The organism is Mesorhizobium sp. NPDC059054, from assembly GCF_042739215.1.
Lineage (GTDB): Bacteria > Pseudomonadota > Alphaproteobacteria > Rhizobiales > Rhizobiaceae > Mesorhizobium.
The window spans coordinates 668,265-686,110 of sequence record NZ_JBHYHV010000004.1 but is presented as its reverse complement, the minus strand read 5'-3'; the positions used below and the strand labels follow the sequence as shown (position 1 = coordinate 686,110).

18 protein-coding genes are annotated in these 17,846 nt (G+C 62.9%); 5 read left to right on the top strand and 13 right to left on the bottom strand.

Annotation, left to right across the window (positions count from 1 at the left end):
• Nucleotides 1–5 precede the first annotated feature (5 nt).
• From ACFWXH_RS20605 to mdh, 11 genes are all read right to left on the bottom strand, one after another.
• Entirely contained in the window at nucleotides 6–761 is a 756-nt protein-coding gene (locus ACFWXH_RS20605) for an SDR family oxidoreductase (RefSeq protein ID WP_379123229.1), read from the bottom strand.
• Nucleotides 758–1,240, bottom strand: coding sequence for a hypothetical protein (locus ACFWXH_RS20600; protein ID WP_379123228.1), 483 nt, complete (start codon nucleotides 1,238–1,240; stop codon nucleotides 758–760). Before ACFWXH_RS20600 ends, ACFWXH_RS20605 begins: the two co-directional genes overlap by 4 nt.
• 5 nt (nucleotides 1,241–1,245) lie before the next feature.
• On the bottom strand, nucleotides 1,246–1,887 hold the full coding sequence (locus tag ACFWXH_RS20595) for a LysE family translocator (protein ID WP_379123227.1): 642 nt from the start codon (nucleotides 1,885–1,887) through the stop codon (nucleotides 1,246–1,248).
• A 26-nt stretch (nucleotides 1,888–1,913) separates the two neighbouring features.
• Nucleotides 1,914–2,327 (bottom strand): MAPEG family protein, encoded by a 414-nt coding sequence (locus ACFWXH_RS20590; RefSeq protein ID WP_379123226.1) that lies wholly within the window; start codon nucleotides 2,325–2,327, stop codon nucleotides 1,914–1,916.
• A gap of 82 nt (nucleotides 2,328–2,409) precedes the next feature.
• Nucleotides 2,410–3,672 (bottom strand): 2-oxoglutarate dehydrogenase complex dihydrolipoyllysine-residue succinyltransferase, encoded by a 1,263-nt coding sequence (odhB, locus tag ACFWXH_RS20585; RefSeq protein ID WP_379123225.1) that lies wholly within the window; start codon nucleotides 3,670–3,672, stop codon nucleotides 2,410–2,412.
• A gap of 43 nt (nucleotides 3,673–3,715) precedes the next feature.
• Nucleotides 3,716–6,703 carry a 2-oxoglutarate dehydrogenase E1 component gene (locus ACFWXH_RS20580; protein WP_379123224.1) on the bottom strand — a complete coding sequence of 996 codons (2,988 nt, stop codon included), beginning with the start codon at nucleotides 6,701–6,703 and terminating at the stop codon, nucleotides 3,716–3,718.
• Nucleotides 6,704–6,816: 113 nt separating this feature from the next.
• Entirely contained in the window at nucleotides 6,817–7,719 is a 903-nt protein-coding gene (gene sucD, locus ACFWXH_RS20575) for a succinate--CoA ligase subunit alpha (protein ID WP_379123223.1), read from the bottom strand.
• An 11-nt stretch (nucleotides 7,720–7,730) separates the two neighbouring features.
• A complete protein-coding gene (locus ACFWXH_RS20570; RefSeq protein WP_379123222.1) occupies nucleotides 7,731–8,225 on the bottom strand; it encodes a DUF1579 family protein in 495 nt (164 codons plus the stop codon).
• A gap of 4 nt (nucleotides 8,226–8,229) precedes the next feature.
• Nucleotides 8,230–8,601: a cupin domain-containing protein gene (locus ACFWXH_RS20565; protein WP_054310411.1), complete on the bottom strand. Its 372-nt coding sequence runs from the start codon at nucleotides 8,599–8,601 to the stop codon at nucleotides 8,230–8,232.
• Between the two features lie 4 nt (nucleotides 8,602–8,605).
• Nucleotides 8,606–9,799 (bottom strand): ADP-forming succinate--CoA ligase subunit beta, encoded by a 1,194-nt coding sequence (sucC, locus tag ACFWXH_RS20560; protein WP_379123221.1) that lies wholly within the window; start codon nucleotides 9,797–9,799, stop codon nucleotides 8,606–8,608.
• Nucleotides 9,800–9,814: 15 nt separating this feature from the next.
• Nucleotides 9,815–10,783, bottom strand: coding sequence for a malate dehydrogenase (gene mdh, locus ACFWXH_RS20555; protein WP_379123220.1), 969 nt, complete (start codon nucleotides 10,781–10,783; stop codon nucleotides 9,815–9,817).
• A gap of 216 nt (nucleotides 10,784–10,999) precedes the next feature.
• Between mdh and ACFWXH_RS20550 the strand changes: the two genes are divergently transcribed.
• A complete protein-coding gene (locus ACFWXH_RS20550; RefSeq protein ID WP_379123219.1) occupies nucleotides 11,000–11,431 on the top strand; it encodes a GNAT family N-acetyltransferase in 432 nt (143 codons plus the stop codon).
• Here ACFWXH_RS20550 and zapE read toward each other — a convergent pair.
• Both zapE and ACFWXH_RS20540 read right to left on the bottom strand, forming a co-directional pair.
• Nucleotides 11,428–12,612 carry a cell division protein ZapE gene (gene zapE, locus ACFWXH_RS20545; RefSeq protein WP_379123218.1) on the bottom strand — a complete coding sequence of 395 codons (1,185 nt, stop codon included), beginning with the start codon at nucleotides 12,610–12,612 and terminating at the stop codon, nucleotides 11,428–11,430. The genes ACFWXH_RS20550 and zapE overlap by 4 nt on opposite strands.
• A 46-nt stretch (nucleotides 12,613–12,658) precedes the next feature.
• Entirely contained in the window at nucleotides 12,659–13,201 is a 543-nt protein-coding gene (locus ACFWXH_RS20540; protein WP_379123217.1) for an AprI/Inh family metalloprotease inhibitor, read from the bottom strand.
• A 261-nt stretch (nucleotides 13,202–13,462) separates the two neighbouring features.
• Here ACFWXH_RS20540 and ACFWXH_RS20535 point away from each other — a divergent pair, with 261 nt between their 5' ends.
• The 4 genes from ACFWXH_RS20535 to ftsY all read left to right on the top strand — a co-directional run bounded on the left by ACFWXH_RS20535 (nucleotide 13,463) and on the right by ftsY (nucleotide 17,844).
• Nucleotides 13,463–13,624 (top strand): DUF1328 domain-containing protein, encoded by a 162-nt coding sequence (locus tag ACFWXH_RS20535; protein WP_379123216.1) that lies wholly within the window; start codon nucleotides 13,463–13,465, stop codon nucleotides 13,622–13,624.
• A gap of 82 nt (nucleotides 13,625–13,706) precedes the next feature.
• Complete coding sequence (gene dapF / locus ACFWXH_RS20530; protein WP_379123215.1) at nucleotides 13,707–14,588, top strand: diaminopimelate epimerase; 882 nt, start codon at nucleotides 13,707–13,709, stop codon at nucleotides 14,586–14,588.
• Complete coding sequence (mtaB, locus tag ACFWXH_RS20525; protein WP_379123214.1) at nucleotides 14,588–15,889, top strand: tRNA (N(6)-L-threonylcarbamoyladenosine(37)-C(2))-methylthiotransferase MtaB; 1,302 nt, start codon at nucleotides 14,588–14,590, stop codon at nucleotides 15,887–15,889. The genes dapF and mtaB overlap by 1 nt, the downstream gene beginning before the upstream one ends.
• Before the next feature lie 14 nt (nucleotides 15,890–15,903).
• Entirely contained in the window at nucleotides 15,904–17,844 is a 1,941-nt protein-coding gene (gene ftsY, locus ACFWXH_RS20520) for a signal recognition particle-docking protein FtsY (RefSeq protein WP_379123213.1), read from the top strand.
• The last annotated feature ends 2 nt before the right edge of the window (nucleotides 17,845–17,846 follow it).

The window sequence follows — 17,846 nt, the reverse complement described above, 5'->3', positions numbered from 1 at the left end:
GGCGGTCAGCGGCCGCCGCTTACGTTCACAATGGAGCCCGTCGTATATGATGCCGCGTCCGACAAAAGCCAGAGCACGGCATGGGCGACTTCTTCAGCCTTGCCTTCGCGCTTCATCGGCACGGTGTCGCGGATCGCCGCGACCCGTCCCGGCTGACCGCCGGAGGCATGGATTTCAGTATCGATGATGCCCGGCCGCACGGCATTGACGCGTACGCCTTCATTGGCCACTTCGCGGGCGAGGCCGATGGTGAAGGTGTCGATGGCGCCTTTGGAAGCGGCATAGTCGACATATTCGCCAGGTGAGCCGAGCATCGCCGCGGCCGAGGAGAGGTTGACGATCGAACCGCCTTTGCCGCCGCGCAGCGTCGACATGCGCTTGACCGCCTCGCGGGCGCAGAGGATCGACCCGATGACGTTGATGCGCATCATGCGCTCAAGGCGTTCGACGCTCATTTCGTCGACGCGCGCCTTGCGGTCGACCACGCCGGCGTTGTTGACGAAGGCGTCGAGCCTGCCGAAGGTCTTGTCGACGGCTTCGAACATCGCGGTCACGTCGGCTTCGTTGCCGACATCGCCCTTCACGGCAAAAGCCTTGCCGCCACCAGCTTTGATTTCGGCAACCAGTGCCTCGGCTGCGGTTTCATTGGAAGCGTAATTCACCGCCACGCGATAACCGGCCACGGTCGCCAGCCGGCACACCGCAGCGCCGATGCCGCGACTGCCGCCCGTGACAAGCAGGGTTCTTTCGGAAGCGGTCATTCCTGGCATCCTTTCATGGCAAAGACATCCCAGGGCAGTTTGGGCAGCTTGTCGTGAATCGCCGAACGGGCGAGCTGTCCCGCGAGATCGGGAAAGATCAACGTGCCGGGCGCGTCCTTGTGCTCGTTGGGCAGGAGATCGACCGCGCCAGCGGCATCCGCCGTGTAGATCACACCTTCCCAGACGGTGCAGGCCGCAAGTTCCTCGCCGGTGACATCGCCTTCCGGGCACTGGTGCATGAGTGTACCATGCGGGCGGGCGGCATCGCTGCTCCACAACACCACGCCGTCCAGCACGATATCGTTGCCCAGCACCATCTTGAAACTGTTGGTGGTCGTGGCTGAGCCCATGGATGGCCGGAAATCGATCTCGGCCACCTGCTCGCGCTCGCCATAGACGGCAAGCTCGATCGGACACGCCGCCAGCGCCGGAGAGGCGCCAAGCAGAGCCAGAGAAGGGATCAAGGCGGGCAGTCGCATGATGCTCAGTTCGCCTGCTGTGTTGCCAGACGCACGCCGAGGCCGATGAAGATCACGCCGGTGACGCGGTTGAACCAGCGGCCCCAGGCGACAAAGCGCTGCCTGACCGAGGCAACCGTGAAGAAGGTTGAAACGCCGACGAACCACAGGATCAGCGTTGCCGTCATCAGCAGGCCGTAGGCGGCCTGGATCGTGGCTGGCGTGTCATGGCTGACCAGGGCCGTGAACAGCGACAGGAAGAACAGCACCGGCTTGGGATTCAAGGCATTGGTGGCGAAGCCGATCAGGAAGCAGCGCAGGGCCGAAGGCGGCGCGGCCTGCGCGGGCTGTGCAGTCGCCTTTTGATCCGGCATCTCGAACGCGTCAGCGCGCAGCGATTTCCAGCCGAGATAGACCAGGTAGGCGGCACCCGCCCATTTCAGCAGGCCGAACAGGAACAGCGACTGGGCGACGATGATGCCGATGCCAAGGATCGTGTAGCCGATGTGAAACAGAAGCGAGGCACCGATGCCGAAGCTGGTGACGATGGCCGCGCGCCGGCCATGAACCAGACTTTGGCGCACCACCAGCAGGAAGTCGGCGCCGGGCGAAACCACCAGCACCGAAAAGACCGCCATCAGGCCGAGAAACTCATAGACGTAGTGCATCGGTCGGTGCCCTTGTTGCGATCGGCCTAGGCCATCAGCCTGACCACCATCAGCGCAAGGCCAAGGATGGAGACAAACCAGACGAGTGTACGCAGCACCGGAACACCGGCCGCGTAAAGGAATACATACACGATGCGCGCTGCAAACCAGAGCCACGCGCCGGTCGCGCCAAGGCCGCCGGTCTTGCCGGTGACGGCAAGGGCAAGGGCCAGGCCGACAAAGGCCGGATAGGTCTCCAGCAGGTTGCTCAGCGCACGCTTCAGCCGGCCGGGCAGAACATTGTTCGGTTCCTTCGGCTGATCGCGCGGACCAAGCAGATATTTCAGGCCGAGATCGCTCGACAGGTCGAGCGACAGGGCCTGAACCAGAATATGGACCAGCAGGAAGATAACGCTCAGGCCGAGTACTGTAATTTCAGCGGATGCGGCCGCGATTTCCACGTCAGTCTCCCTTGGCTACAGGCGCCCGCACAGCAGGTTCCTGTAGCCGTTGTAGCTTCTCCGCGCGGGATCGGAAATCAGATTACAGATCCAACACCAGGCGTTCCGGATCCTCCAGGCTTTCCTTGACGCGCACCAGGAAGGTCACGGCTTCCTTGCCGTCGACGATGCGGTGATCGTAGGAGAGCGCAAGATACATCATCGGGCGGATGACGATCTGACCGCCGACCACCATCGGACGCTCCTGGATCTTGTGCATGCCGAGGATGCCCGACTGCGGTGCGTTCAGGATCGGCGTCGACATCAGCGAGCCGTAAACGCCACCGTTGGAAATCGTGAAGGTGCCGCCCTGCATGTCGGCGACCGAAAGCTTGCCGTCGCGCGCGGCGATGCCGAGGCGGCCGATTTCCTTCTCGATCTCGGCGATCGACATGGCGTCCGCGTCACGCACCACCGGCACGACGAGGCCCTTGTCGGTGCCGACCGCCACGCCGATATGGGCGTAGTTCTTGTAGATGATGTCGGTGCCGTCGATCTCGGCGTTGACCGCCGGGATTTCCTTCAACGCATGGGTCACTGCCTTGGTGAAGAAGCCCATGAAGCCGAGCTTCACGCCATGCTTCTTCTCGAAGATGTCCTTGTACCTGGCGCGCAGGTCCATCACCGCCTTCATGTCCACCTCGTTGAAGGTGGTGAGCATGGCAGCGGTCGACTGCGCATCCTTCAGGCGCCGTGCGATGGTCTGGCGCAGCTTGGTCATGCGCACGCGTTCCTCGCGCACGGCATCGCCTTCCGCCGACGGCGCGCGCGCTGCGGCAGGCACCTTTGGTGTTTCCACGGGCTGGGACGGCGCGCCCTTGGCGATGGCGTCGAGCACGTCGCCCTTCAGCACCTGGCCGCGCTTGCCGGAACCCGACACCTGGTCGACGGCGATGTTGCTTTCGGCGAGCAGCTTGGCGGCGCTCGGCGCCGGCGGCATGGTGCGCGCTTCGATCGGGCCTTCGCCGGCAATCTTGTCGCTCTGCGCGGCGGCTTCCTTGACCGTCGAGGCGGCGGTTGGCGCGGAAGCCTGAGCGACCGCCTCCGGCTTGGTGGCAGGGGCAGCCGCGCCGGCGCCGATCGTGCCAAGCAGAGCGCCGACGCCGACCGTCTCGCCTTCCTTCACCGTGATCTCTGCCAGCGTGCCGGCCGCGGGAGCGGGCACTTCCACCGTCACCTTGTCGGTTTCCAGTTCAACCAGCGGCTCGTCGACGGCAATGGCATCGCCAACTTTCTTGAACCACTTGCCGATGGTCGCTTCGGTGACCGACTCGCCGAGTGTCGGGACTTTGATTTCGGTAGCCATGTGCCTGTCCGTTGTTGTCGGTTGGGTTCGGTTTCAGCCCGGCTCAGCCGCCGAGCGCGTCTTCGAGAAGAGCAGCCAATTGTGCCAGATGCTTCGACATCAGGCCGGTGGCCGGCGAAGCAGCAGCCGGGCGGCCAGTGTAGCGCACGCGCTGGTGCTTGGCGTCGATATGGGCGAGCACCCATTCCAGATACGGGTCGATGAACGACCAGGCGCCCATGTTCTTGGGCTCCTCCTGGCACCACACCATCTCCGCGTTGCGGAAGCGGGACAGTTCGGTGATCAGCGCCTTGGCCGGGAACGGATAGAGCTGTTCGACGCGCAGCAGGTAGATGTCGTCGATGCCGCGCTTTTCGCGTTCCTCATAAAGGTCGTAATAGACCTTGCCGGTGCACAGAACGACGCGGCGGATCTTCGAATCCTTGACCAGCTTGATCGCCTGGTTCTGCAACAGCTGGGCATCGTCCCACAGGAGACGGTGGAACGAGCTTTCGCCCGACAGTTCGGCGATGGTCGAGACCGCGCGCTTGTGGCGCAGCAGCGACTTCGGCGTCATCAGGATCAGCGGCTTGCGGAAATCGCGCTTCAGCTGCCGGCGCAGGATGTGGAAATAGTTGGCCGGCGTCGTGCAGTTGGCGACTTGCATGTTGTCTTCGGCGCAGAGCTGCAGGAAGCGCTCGAGGCGTGCCGAAGAGTGCTCCGGACCCTGTCCCTCATAGCCGTGCGGCAGCAGGCAGACGAGACCGGACATGCGCAACCACTTGCGCTCGCCCGACGAGATGAACTGGTCGAACACGACCTGGGCACCGTTGGCGAAGTCGCCGAACTGGGCCTCCCACAAGGTCAGCGCCTTCGGCTCGGCCAGCGAATAGCCGTATTCGAAACCAAGCACGGCCTCTTCCGAGAGCATCGAATTGATGACCTCGTAGCCCGCTTGTGCCGGCGACAGGTTGTTCAGCGGAATATAGCGGGTCTCGTCGCGCTGATCGTAGAGCACCGAGTGCCGCTGCGAGAAGGTGCCGCGCTCCGAGTCCTGGCCGGAAAGACGAATCGGGTTGCCGTCGAGCAGGATCGCGCCGAAGGCCAATGCCTCGGCAGTCGACCAGTCGATGCCTTCGCCAGTCTCGATGGCCTGCCGGCGGTTTTCGAGGAAGCGCGCGATGGTCTTGTGTGCTTCGAAGTCCTTCGGCACCTCGGTCAGCTTCTTGCCGATTTCCTTCAGCGTCTTGACCGGCACGGCGGTCTTGCCGCGACGCAGTTCATCCTGCTGGTCCGCCGAACGCAGGCCGGACCAGGCGCCGTCGAGCCAATCGGCCTTGTTCGGCTTGTAGGCCTGGCCGACTTCCCATTCGGTTTCCAGATGCGCTCGCCAGTCGGCCTTCATCTTGTCGAAGTCGGCCTGGGCCATATGGCCTTCGGTAATCAGGCGGTCGGCATAAAGCTGCACAGCAGTCTTCTGCGTGCGGATCTTGCGGTACATGAGAGGCTGCGTGAAGGCCGGCTCGTCACCTTCATTGTGGCCGAAGCGGCGGTAGCAGAACATGTCCACAACCACCGGCTTGTGGAACTTCATGCGGAACTCGGTCGCCACCTTCGCGGCGAACACCACCGCTTCCGGATCGTCGCCGTTGACGTGGAAGATCGGCGCCTCGATCATCTTCGCCACATCGGATGGATAGGGCGACGAGCGCGAGAAACGCGGGTTCGTGGTGAAACCGATCTGGTTGTTGATGATGAAATGCAGCGTGCCGGCAACGCGGTGACCGCGCAGACCCGACAGGCCGAGGATCTCGGCAATCACGCCCTGGCCGGCAAAGGCGGCATCGCCATGCAGCAAGAGCGGCATGACCTTCGCGCGTTCCGACAGCGGCACGATCTCGCCGCGTTCGCGGCCGGCAAACTGGTCCTGTTTGGCGCGGGCCTTGCCCATCACCACCGGGTCGACGATTTCCAGATGCGAAGGGTTGGCCGTCAGCGACAGGTGCACCTTGTTGCCGTCGAATTCGCGGTCCGAAGAAGCACCGAGGTGATACTTCACGTCGCCCGAGCCCTCGACGTCGTCGGGTGCGTAGGAGCCGCCCTTGAACTCGTGGAAGATGGCGCGGTGGGGCTTCGCCATCACCTGTGACAGCACGTTGAGGCGACCGCGGTGGGCCATGCCGAGCACGACCTCCTTGAGGCCAAGCGAGCCGCCGCGCTTGAGGATCTGTTCCAGCGCCGGGATCAGCGACTCGCCGCCGTCGAGGCCGAAACGCTTGGTGCCCTTGTATTTCACGTCGAGGAACTGCTCGAAGCCTTCGGCCTCGACCAGCTTCTGCAGGATGGCCTTCTTGCCCTCGGCAGTGAAGGAGATCTCCTTGTCGGCACCTTCGATGCGGGCCTGGATCCAGGCCTTTTCCTCAGGGTCGGAGATGTGCATGAACTCGACGCCCAGCGTCGAGCAATAGGTGCGCGTCAGGATCTCCAGCATCTGCCGGATGGTGCCGAACTCGAGGCCCAGCACGTTGTCGAGGAAGATCGGCCGATCGTAGTCGGCTTCCGTGAAGCCGTAGTTCTCAGGCGACAGCTCGTTGTAGTCCTCGAGCGGGTTGGCGATGCCGAGCGGGTCGAGATTCGCGTGCAGGTGGCCGCGCATGCGGAAGGCGCGGATCATCATGATGGCGCGTACGGAATCGCGGGTCTGCTGATGGACATCGGCCTCGGAGATGGCGACGCCATTGGTCGCGGCCTTCTCCTTGACCTTCTTCTCGATGGTCTTTTCGACAAGACCCCAATTGCCGTCGAGCGCGGAAACCAGTTCGCCGTTGGCGATCAGCGGCCAGGAAGGACGCGCCCAGGATGCACCCTTGGCGTTCTTCTGCACATCGGCAGCATCATCCTTCAACGCCGCGAAGAAATCCTGCCATTCCGGATCGACCGAGGCCGGATTGTCCTCATAGGCGGCATAAAGCGCGTCGATGTAGTCGGCGTTGCCGCCATAGAGGAACGAGGTGAGGGAAAATTGGTCGTTGGCCTGATCTTGTCGTGCCATCTGCCTTATCGGAGCTCAGCTCCGTCTCCTTTCAAGAGTGAGTGGTGAGTAGTGAATAGTGAGATGGATTTGCGGCTCGGCTTCCCTACTCACTATTCCCTATTCGCTACTCCCTAGCCTTTGATCGCTTCGACCAGCGTCGTGCCGAGACGCGCCGGCGACGGCGACACGCGAATGCCTGCCCCCTCCATCGCTGCGATCTTGTCTTCCGCGCCGCCCTTGCCGCCCGAGATCACCGCGCCGGCGTGACCCATGGTGCGTCCGGCCGGAGCCGTGCGGCCGGCGATGAAACCGGCCATCGGCTTCTTGCGGCCACGCTTGGCTTCGTCCTTGAGGAACTGCGCGGCATCTTCCTCGGCCGAACCGCCGATCTCGCCGATCATGATGATCGATTTGGTCTCGTCGTCGGCCAGGAACATCTCCAGCACGTCGATGAATTCGGTGCCCTTGACGGGATCGCCGCCGATGCCGACGGCAGTGGTCTGGCCGAGGCCAACATTGGAAGTCTGGAACACAGCCTCATACGTAAGCGTTCCCGAGCGCGAAACAACGCCCACAGAGCCCTTCTTGAAGATGTTGCCGGGCATGATGCCGATCTTGCACTGTTCCGGCGTCAGGACGCCGGGGCAGTTCGGGCCGAGCAGCCGCGACCTGGAGTTTTCCAGCCGGGCCTTGACCCGCACCATGTCCAGCACCGGGATACCTTCGGTGATGCAGACGATGAGGGGGATCTCGGCGTCGATCGCCTCGATGATCGCCTCGGCCGCGCCTGCCGGCGGCACATAGACAACGGAAGCAGTAGCGCCTGTTCTTTCCTTGCCTTCGGCTACCGAAGCGAAGATCGGCAGGTTTTCACCTTTGGCACCGGTCCAGGTCTCTCCGCCCTTCTTCGGGTGGATGCCGCCGACCATCTGCGTGCCGTAATAGGCCAGCGCCTGTTCGGTGTGGAAGGTGCCGGTCTTGCCGGTCAGGCCCTGAACCAGGATTTTGGTGTTCTTGTCGACGAGAATGGACATGCCCAACCTTTTTACGAGAGGGTGATGGAGGAAGGTGAAACGCGCCGGTAGACGCCATTCACCATGTCTTGCCAGACGTCACTGCCGGACGCCTTGAATTCCAGGCGCATACGGTAGCTGTCGGCGGTATCGAAATTGTAGGTCGCGCGCGCGGTTCCGCGCGGCGAGGTCTTTACCAGCGCCAGTTCGTTGCCGCTCCAGGTGCCGGTGGCCGGCGCTGCCGGCACGAAGCCCATGGTGTCGAACTGATGCATGGTGCAGGCACCGTTCGGCTGATCGAAACCAAAGACGTTGTGCGAAGCAAAAGACGACTTGCCGTCTCGATTTTGCCGATAGCGCTGCACCACGAACAGGCCGCCGAATTCGGGCTCGGCAACGATCTCCGCGGTTGCCTCGCCGGCCGGTGCCCATTGGGTGGCCGAGACCTCTTCCTCGCCGCGCCACGCGCCGACCAGCGCCTGCAGGCGCTGGTGGTCGGGTGAAAGCGTTGAAGAGGTACTGCTCATTGCCTTACAGCCGCTTCAGATCGGTAACGGTGAGGTCGCTCACGGCGTTGCCGGTGTTCAGCGTGGCTGCAGGTTCGAACATCAGCACCACCGGCTCGTGCGTGAGCGAGCGTGGGCGATGTTCCACGCCGCGCGGCACGACCAGAAAATCGCCCTCGTCGAGTTCGACGGCGCCATCACGGAAATCGAGCGCGATCTTGCCGCGCAGGACAAGAAAGGCCTCATCCTCTTTTTCATGCGCGTGCCAGTCGAACTCGGCGCCGAACTTGGCGACCTTGGCCTGACTGTCATTCACATCACCCGCGACATGCGGATCGAAGACCTTTTCGATCTTCTCGTCCGCCGCGGAAACGAGGTTTATCTTGCGGGGAGGCACGATTTCAGCCCTTCACCGCCGCCACGATCTTCTTGGCAGCGTCGTCGAGATCGTCGGCCGGGGTGACGTTGAGGCCGCTCTCGCGGATGATCTTCTTGCCGAGCTCGACATTGGTGCCTTCGAGGCGCACGACCAGCGGCACTTTCAGGCCCACTTCCTTGACGGCTGCGACGACGCCTTCGGCGATGATATCGCATTTCATGATGCCGCCGAAGATGTTGACGAGGATGCCTTCGACCGCCGGGTCCTTGGTGATGATCTTGAAGGCGGCCGTCACCTTCTCCTTCGAGGCGCCGCCGCCGACGTCGAGGAAGTTGGCGGGCTCGGCGCCGTAGAGCTTGATGATGTCCATCGTCGCCATGGCAAGGCCGGCGCCGTTGACCATGCAGCCGATATTGCCGTCGAGCGCGACATAGGCGAGATCGTATTTCGACGCCTCGATTTCCTTCTCGTCCTCTTCGGTCTCGTCCCGCAGTTCCATCATGTCGGCATGGCGGAACAGCGCATTGTTGTCGAACGAGACTTTGGCGTCGAGCACGCGCAGGCGGCCATCCTTCATGACGATGAGCGGGTTGACCTCGAGCAGGCTCATGTCCTTCTCGGTGAAAGCCTTGTAGAGCAGCGGGAACAGCGTTTCGCCATCCTTGGCCGCATCGCCCGAGAGCTTCAACGCTTCATTGAGCTTGGCGACGTCATCGCCGGTGACGCCCTTTGCGGGATCGATCGCCAGGGTGACGATCTTTTCCGGCGTGTCGTGCGCGACGGTCTCGATGTCCATGCCGCCCTCGGTCGAAACGACGAAGGCGACGCGGCCAACCGAGCGGTCGACCAGGATCGACAGGTAAAGTTCGCGATCGATATCGGCGCCGTCCTCGATATAGAGGCGGTTGACCTGCTTGCCAGCCGGGCCCGTCTGCTTGGTCACCAGCGTGTGGCCGAGCATTTCGTTGACGTTCGAGACCACTTCGGCGATCGACTTGGCCAGCCGCACGCCGCCCTTGGCATCGGCGGACAGTTCCTTGAACTTGCCCTTGCCGCGGCCGCCGGCATGGATCTGGCTCTTCACGACATAGAGCGGTCCGGGCAGGCGCTTGGCGGCCGCTTCCGCGTCACCTGCCTGGAACACCGGTACGCCTTCGGCGACCGGAGCCCCGAAACCCTTGAGAACCTGCTTGGCCTGATATTCGTGGATGTTCATTGGAACCGACCCCGCTTACTTCTGACCGAGTTGCGGCGCGATCGCCACGCAGGCCTCGCACAGGCCCTTCACGGCTTCGACCGACTTCTCGAACATCTTCTCTTCCGTCTTGTTGAAGTCGAGTTCGATGATGCGCTCCACACCGCCCGCACCGATCACCACCGGCACGCCGACATAGGTGTCCTTGAGCCCGTACTGGCCGTTGAGGTGGGCGGCGCAAGGCAGCACACGCTTCTTGTCCTTCAGATAGCTCTCGGCCATGGCAACCGCCGAGGCGGCCGGAGCGTAGTAGGCCGAGCCGGTCTTGAGCAGGCCAACGATCTCGCCGCCACCCTTACGGGTGCGTTCGACGATGGCGTCAAGCTTCTCCTGGCTGGTCCAGCCCATCTTGATGAGGTCCGGCAGCGGAATGCCGGCGACGGTGGAGTAGCGGGTCATCGGCACCATGTCGTCGCCGTGACCGCCGAGCGTCATGGCGCTGACGTCTTCGACCGAAACCTTGAATTCCTCGGCCAGGAAATAACGGAAACGGGCGGAGTCCAGCACGCCGGCCATGCCGACCACATGGCTCTTCGGCATGCCGGAGAACTTCTGCAGCGCCCAGACCATCGCGTCGAGCGGGTTGGTGATGCAGATGACGAAAGCGTTCGGGGCATATTTCTTGATGCCGGCGCCGACCTGCTCCATCACCTTAAGGTTGATGCCGAGCAGATCATCGCGGCTCATGCCGGGCTTGCGCGGCACGCCGGCCGTAACGATGCACACGTCAGCGCCTTCGATGCCGGCATAGTCGTTGACGCCGACATAGCGGGCGTCGAAGCCGTCGACCGGCGAGGATTCTGCGATATCCAGTCCCTTGCCCTGAGGAATGCCTTCCGCGATGTCGAACAGGACGACGTCGCCGAGTTCCTTCAGGCCGATCATGTGAGCGAGCGTGCCGCCAATCATGCCGGAGCCGATGAGCGCTATCTTGTTGCGTGCCATGTGAGGATCAATTCCCTTGTCTAAAGACGGCGCCATTGCGGCGTCGGAGGAGAGGCCGGTAGGATCGGGAAACCCGCGAGATTTCGCCGCACCCAATAGTCCCGTTGTCGAAAAAATTCAAACGATTATTTTGAGGCTAAATATTTCAATCGGTTAGATTGTTTTGGATTTACGTAAACGTCAAAATTCGAACCTGCTTATGAAGGAAACACCCGCGTGACGCCCATAGAGATCAGAAGATTGTTGCCGGGTGATGACGCCTTCCTCGAACGGGTTGCCGAAGAGGTCTTCGACGAGCCGATCGATCCGGCCAGGCTGGCCGCCTATCTGGCGGCACCGGGCCATCTGATGATCGTGGCCCTGGCGGATGGATTGGTCGTCGGCCAATGCGCTGCCGTGATCCATCGGCATCCTGACAAACCGACCGAACTTTACATCGACGAAGTCGGCGTTTCGCCCGCGTTTCAACGCCGGGGCATCGCGCGCAGGATGCTTATGGCGATGTTCGCGCTTGGCCGCGAACTCGGGTGCGAAGAGGCGTGGGTCGGGACCGAGCCGGGCAATATCGCTGCACGCGCGCTCTATGAGAACCTGCCGGAAAGCGGCGAACCGGCGGAGCAATTCGCGATGTATGTCTACAAACTCTAGCCGGCCACGACCTGCTTCGCCTGCTTTTCGGACCAAGCCTCCAGCCAATCCTTGCTCTGCATCTCGATGAGGCGGGAAACGGTGCGGTCGAATTCGAACGCTTCGGTTGTACCGGCACGGCCGGCGTAAAGTTTGTCCGCCGTCGTTTCGGCACTCACCACCACGCGCTTCTTCGTATCGTACAGCGTGTCCACCAGCAGGATGAAACGTTTCGCGGGATTGCGGCGCGTCTGGTCGAGCACCGGCACGTGATCGATGAAGATCGTGTCGAAGCGCCCGGCAATCGCCAGATAATCGCGTGCACCAAGCGGTGCGTCGCACAGGTCCGCGAAGGAGAAGCGCGCGCAGGAGCCGACCGCAAGGGGAACCGTCACATGTCGGCCCTTGAGCGGAATCTCCAGAGAAGAGGCGAAATGGCCGCGGGTGACGGCATGCCAGGCTTCGTCCATCCTGCGGTCGGCGTCCTCGTCCAGCGGGGACATGTAGACCGGCAGCCGGTTGAGTTTTTCCAGCCGGTAGTCGGTGTCGGAATCCAGGGTCACCACATCGGCATGGCGTTCCAGGATCGCAATGAAGGGCAGGAAAAGCTGGCGGTTGAGGCCGTCGCGGTAGAGATCGCGGGGCGCCACATTGGAGGTGGCCACCAGCACCACACCATTGGCGAACAGCGCGGAAAACAGCCGCGAGAGGATCATGGCGTCGGCAATATCGGTGACCGTGAATTCGTCGAAACACAGCACCCATGATTCTTCGGCCAGAGCCTTGGCGACCGGCGGGATCGGATCGTCTTCCTTGACTGTGCCTTCCTTGCGGGCCTGCCGGTGCTTCTGGATGCGGTCCTGCACGTCGGTCATGAAGTCGTTGAAATGGACACGTCGCTTGCGCCTGACCGGCACGAGTTCGAAGAAGAGGTCCATCAGCATGGTCTTACCGCGGCCGACGCCGCCATAGACATAGAGACCCTTCACGACGGCAGGGGTGCGGGGTCGCTTTGCAAACAACCAGCCCAGGGCGCTGGATTTCTGAGCCAGCCGCTTGTCGGCGATCTCATCGATGAGGCGGTCGAACCGCCCCACGATACGTTCCTGTATGGGATCGCGCGTAATAGCACCGGTCTCGACCAGATGATCGTAGCGCTGCCTGACGGTTACGTGGGTCTGGAGGCCGTCACGCACATGCATGATGTTCTGGTCACCGGATAGGGATAGGAGATGCCTATCCCCGGTCTTATCTGGAAAGCGAGATCGGCTGGCCGTTCGAGGTCTGGCCGTCGAATTTGGTCGGGCTCGAAGAATAGAGCCTGGCCAGCGTGCCGCCGTCCTGATCGTAAAGGGTCAGCTGCTTGCCTGCGACGTTCCACGACTTGACGTTGTCGATCGGCGGCGGGCAGCGCAGCGGACCGGCGCGGTAGCCCTGGCCGAACTTGGTCTGTGGCGTCGCCACCTTGCAGCCCTGGCCGGCGACCGAAGCGCTCCACACGCCGGCAATGGCCGAAGCGGTGAGATCGGGTGCGTTGGCTGGCGGGGTGGTGCCGCCGCCGGGCGGCAGCGAGGCGACCTGGCTATTGCCCGGCGCCGTCGGGAATTTGGAGGCGTCGGTCGGAGCCGGAGTGGCCGGGGGAGGCAGCTGGCTGGAAGAAACGGTGCCGGAAGGCTGCGGTTCGAGCGGAGCGGGCTGGGGCTCCTCCGAGCCAAAGCGCGTGCTGGTACAGCCGCTGGCAACAAGTGCGGCAAGCGATACGGCAACAAGACCGGATCTCGACAGGATCATGGCAACCTCCGCGGCCCGAAACGGGCGCCGTCCAAAGAAAATGCGCCTTCAACCAAAACGGCGAAGGCGGCAGAATTTCAACCCGATATGGTTAAAATAGGGTTTGTGTCGACGTCTGTTGCATTTTTATCGCAACCGGAAGCAGTGACGAAACCACGGATTGCAGCGCTTCCAACCCCTCACCCGCCCGCCATTTCTGGGAACCCGGCATTCGAAGCAGCGTTTGACCAAGGTCGGTTCATCGATTGCAAGGGTAACGAAATGATCAAATGGATTCTCATCCTGCTCATTGTCGCCGCTGCGGCGAGCTTGCTCGGCATGCCGGCATTGGCTGGTGCCGCGGCGACAGGCGCGCGCATCCTGATCGCCATCGTGCTGGTCCTGTTCCTGCTCATCCTTCTCGGCGTCTTTGCCGTCACTTGACGCAGCCGTTCCGCAGGCGGACTGGTAATTTCCGGCTGTTTCCGCCATATAGCGCCGAACAGACGTGTAATTCAGGACCACTATGGCTGGCGCGGCTCCCTTCGCCAAGATGAACGGCATCGGCAACGAGATCATCGTTGCCGACATGCGTGGTCGCGCCGATCGCGTGACGGCTGCAGCGGCGCTTGCCCTGAATGCCGACCCCGCGACGCGTTTCGACCAGATCATGGCGATCTACGATGCCAAGACTCCCGGCACGGCCTATTTCGTCGAAATCCTGAATTCGGATGGATCGTTGGCGCAGGCCTGCGGCAACGGCATGCGCTGTGTGGTGCAGGCGCTGGCTGCCGAAACCGGCGAGACGATGTTCACCTTCGAGACCGTCGCAGGCATACTCAACGCCAAGCAACATGCCGACGGGCTGATCTCGGTCGACATGGGCAAGCCGCGTTTCGGCTGGCAGGACATTCCGCTGGCGGAGGAATTTCGCGATACCCGCATGATCGAACTGCAGATCGGGCCGATCGATGCGCCGGTGCTGCATTCGCCCTCGGCCGTTTCGATGGGCAATCCGCATGCGATCTTCTGGGTCGATAACGACGTCTGGAGCTACGAACTCGAGCGTTTCGGCCCGATGCTGGAAAACCATCCGATGTTCCCGGAGCGTGCCAACATCAGCATTGCCCAGGTGACGTCTCCCGACAGCATGATCATTCGCACCTGGGAGCGCGGCGCGGGTCTGACCAAGGCCTGCGGCTCCGCCGCCTGCGCCGCGGCGGTTGCCGGGGCGCGCACCAAGCGCACCGGGCGCAGCATCAATCTCACCGCGCCGGGCGGCCAACTGCATGTCGAATGGCGCGACGATGACAATGTCGTCCTGACTGGGCCGGCCGAATGGGAATTCTCCGGTACTTTCGATCCGGCCAACGGCGCCTGGACGCGCGACACCGAGAGCGCCGCCTGATGCCTGCAACACCCGCCAAGGGGATCGAGGTCGTCACCTTCGGTTGCCGGCTCAATACCTATGAATCCGAAGTGATGCGCCGCGAAGCGGAGAGCGCCGGCCTTGGCGCCCTGAAGGGTGGCGCCATCATCTTCAACACATGCGCCGTCACCGGCGAAGCGGTGCGCCAGGCCAAGCAGTCGATTCGCAAAGCACGGCGCGAGAACCCTGAGGCCCGCATCATCGTTACCGGCTGCGCCGCCCAGACCAAGCCGCAGGATTTTTCGGCCATGGGCGAGGTCGATCTCGTGCTCGGCAACGAGGAGAAGCTCAAGGCGCATAACTACCGCGCCTTGCCGGACTTCGGCGTCAATGATTTCGAAAAGGCCCGCGTCAACGACATCATGTCGGTGAAGGAAACGGCCTCGCATATGGTCGATGCCATCGAGGGTCGCGCGCGCGCCTTCGTGCAGGTGCAGAATGGCTGCGATCACCGCTGCACCTTCTGCATCATCCCTTACGGACGCGGCAATTCGCGCTCGGTGCCGATGGGTGCCGTGGTGGAACAGATCAAGCGGCTGGCCGGCAACGGTTACGCTGAAATCGTGCTTTCCGGCGTCGACATGACCAGCTACGGCGCTGATCTGCCGGGCGCGCCGAGGTTGGGCAAGCTCGTGAAAACCATCCTGCGCCAGGTGCCGGAAGTGAAGCGGCTGCGCCTGTCGTCCATCGATTCCATCGAAGCGGACGACGATCTTCTGGAGGCTATCGCCACAGAAAGCCGGCTGATGCCGCACCTGCACCTGTCGTTGCAATCGGGCGACGACATGATCCTCAAGCGCATGAAGCGGCGCCACCTGCGCGACCAGTCGATCCAGTTCTGCGAGGATGTGCGAAAGCTGCGGCCAGGGATCGTCTTCGGCGCCGACATCATCGCCGGCTTCCCGACCGAAACGGACGAGATGTTCGAGAATTCGATCGCGATCGTCGAGGAATGCGGCCTGACCCATCTGCACGTCTTTCCGTTCAGCCCGCGCGAAGGCACGCCAGCGGCGCGGATGCCGCAGGTGCGGCGCGAGGTGGTGAAGGGCCGTGCGGCCCGGCTGCGTGCAGTGGGTGATGCGGCTTACGCCAGGCACCTGGCATCCCTGGGTGGTACCACGCAGTCGATCCTCATCGAGCGCGAAGGTCTCGGCCGCACCGAGGGCTTTACGTTGGCGGCGATTGCGGCCGGTCAGCCCGGCGAAATCATCGAGGCGGTGGTGACTGGCCATGACGGCGCCCGGCTCGACGCCGCGCCGTTGACTGCACGCGCAGCCTGAAACGAGCGGAACGCATGGCATTCGGGTTCATCAAGAAAGTCTTTTCCTTCGGCAGGAAGGAAGTGGTGGAGGAAAAGGTCGACGAGACCGCCCCGCTCCCGCCGCTCAATCTGGATGCGCTGGAAGCACTCAAGCCCGCCGCCGAACAGGAAGTCCCCGATTTCCTGAAACGCGAAGAGCAAGCCGAAGCCATACCGGCTCCGGAACCGGTCGCGCCTGAGCCAGAAAAAATCGAACCAGCGGCGTCTGAAGCCAAGGCGCCTGACGAAGAACCGATCGAGACTGCCGCCGAGCAGGAAGCCCCTGATTTCCTGAAGCGTGAAGAGCATGCTGAAGCCGTACCGGCTCCGGCACCGGTCACGCCCGAGCCTGAAGAGATCGAACCAGCGACGCCTGCAGCCAAGGCGCCTGTCGAAGAATCGATCGAGACTGCTGCTGAACCGCCGGCAGTTGTCGAGGCCGCGCCTGAGCCGGTCGAGGAAGAAGCGCCGACGGAATCCACGGCAGAACCTGAGCAGGAATCGGAGCTACCCGAGCCGGCAACGGAAGAGCCCGAAGAGGTTCCCGCCGCTCAAACCGAAGTTGAGCAGGCGGAGGCAGTAGCCGAGTCCGCTGCGCCTGTTGTGGAACCGGAACCTGTCGCCGAAATCGAGGCAAAGCCCGAACCGGAAGCGGATACCGCAGTCGAGCCAATTTCCGCAGCGCCGGAAAGCGAGCCGGAGGTCGAACGGGCCGAGCCGGAAAAGCAGCCCGAGACACAACAAGCTGAGGAAGAACCTGCGACGGCGGTCGAGCCTGAGAGTGTCGTCGAGGAGGTGCCGCAGGCGGAAACCGAGGCGGCGGTAGAAACGGCTGAGATCGAGCCGGCATCCGAAGCAGTTGCGCCCGAAGCGGTGGAAACACCCAAGGTCGAAGCGCCCGAGCCGCCGGTCTCCGTTGCGGAGCAGGCCGCAGCCCGTTCAACCGCCGGCAAGGTTACCGTCAGCAAGAAGGTCGAGCAGAAGGCTGAGCCCGCGAAGGCCCCGGAACCGGTGGCGAAGCGCTCGTGGTTCCAGCGCATGCGCGAGGGGCTGGCCCGTTCTTCGCGTGAGTTGAGCGGCAATATTGCCGGCGTCTTCACCAAGCGAAAGCTGGATGAGGAGACGCTGCAGGATCTGGAAGACGTGCTGATCCGCGCCGACCTTGGTGTAGAAACAGCGCTGCGGGTCACCGACTCGCTGGCCTCCAGCCGCTACGGTAAGGACGTTTCCGACACGGAAGTGCGCGCGGTGATGGCCGCCGAGGTGGAAAAGGTGCTGGGGCCGGTGGCAAAGCCCCTGGAACTCGACCTGTCGCACAAGCCGCATGTCATCCTCGTGGTCGGCGTTAACGGTACCGGCAAGACCACCACCATCGGCAAGCTGGCCGCCAAGCTCACCGATGGCGGACTTTCGGTGATGCTGGCCGCCGGCGATACCTTCCGTGCCGCGGCAATCGAACAGCTCAAGATCTGGGGGGAACGCACCAAATCGCCCGTCATTGCCACCAAGCTCGGCGCCGATGCGGCCGGCCTCGCTTACGATGCATTCGAGAAGGCCAAGGAGGCCGGTTCCGACGTCCTGATCATCGACACGGCCGGCCGCCTGCAGAACAAGGCCGAATTGATGGCGGAGCTGGAAAAGATCGTGCGCGTTCTGGGCAAGCTCGATCCGGAAGCGCCGCACACGGTGCTGCAGACGGTGGACGCGACCACAGGCCAGAACGCGCTCAACCAGGTCGAGATCTTCCGCAACATCGCCGGCGTCAACGGGCTGGTGATGACGAAGCTGGACGGCACGGCGCGCGGCGGTATTCTGGTCGCAATTGCCGCTAAACATAAACTGCCGGTCTACTTTATCGGTGTCGGCGAGCAGGTCGACGACCTTGAACCTTTTTCCGCCAGCGATTTCGCCAAAGCGATCGCCGGCGTTGGATAGAT

Coding starts and splice junctions, on each gene's coding strand:
- ACFWXH_RS20580 (WP_379123224.1), bottom strand. CDS start 6,703: ATGGCACGACAAGATCAGGCCAACGACCAATTTTCCCTCACCTCGTTC.
- zapE (WP_379123218.1), bottom strand. CDS start 12,612: ATGCATGTGCGTGACGGCCTCCAGACCCACGTAACCGTCAGGCAGCGC.
- ACFWXH_RS20595 (WP_379123227.1), bottom strand. CDS start 1,887: ATGCACTACGTCTATGAGTTTCTCGGCCTGATGGCGGTCTTTTCGGTG.
- ACFWXH_RS20540 (WP_379123217.1), bottom strand. CDS start 13,201: ATGATCCTGTCGAGATCCGGTCTTGTTGCCGTATCGCTTGCCGCACTT.
- ftsY (WP_379123213.1), top strand. CDS start 15,904: ATGGCATTCGGGTTCATCAAGAAAGTCTTTTCCTTCGGCAGGAAGGAA.
- ACFWXH_RS20600 (WP_379123228.1), bottom strand. CDS start 1,240: ATGCGACTGCCCGCCTTGATCCCTTCTCTGGCTCTGCTTGGCGCCTCT.
- dapF (WP_379123215.1), top strand. CDS start 13,707: ATGGCTGGCGCGGCTCCCTTCGCCAAGATGAACGGCATCGGCAACGAG.
- sucD (WP_379123223.1), bottom strand. CDS start 7,719: ATGTCCATTCTCGTCGACAAGAACACCAAAATCCTGGTTCAGGGCCTG.
- mtaB (WP_379123214.1), top strand. CDS start 14,588: ATGCCTGCAACACCCGCCAAGGGGATCGAGGTCGTCACCTTCGGTTGC.
- ACFWXH_RS20570 (WP_379123222.1), bottom strand. CDS start 8,225: ATGAGCAGTACCTCTTCAACGCTTTCACCCGACCACCAGCGCCTGCAG.
- ACFWXH_RS20605 (WP_379123229.1), bottom strand. CDS start 761: ATGACCGCTTCCGAAAGAACCCTGCTTGTCACGGGCGGCAGTCGCGGC.
- mdh (WP_379123220.1), bottom strand. CDS start 10,783: ATGGCACGCAACAAGATAGCGCTCATCGGCTCCGGCATGATTGGCGGC.
- odhB (WP_379123225.1), bottom strand. CDS start 3,672: ATGGCTACCGAAATCAAAGTCCCGACACTCGGCGAGTCGGTCACCGAA.
- sucC (WP_379123221.1), bottom strand. CDS start 9,799: ATGAACATCCACGAATATCAGGCCAAGCAGGTTCTCAAGGGTTTCGGG.
- ACFWXH_RS20535 (WP_379123216.1), top strand. CDS start 13,463: ATGATCAAATGGATTCTCATCCTGCTCATTGTCGCCGCTGCGGCGAGC.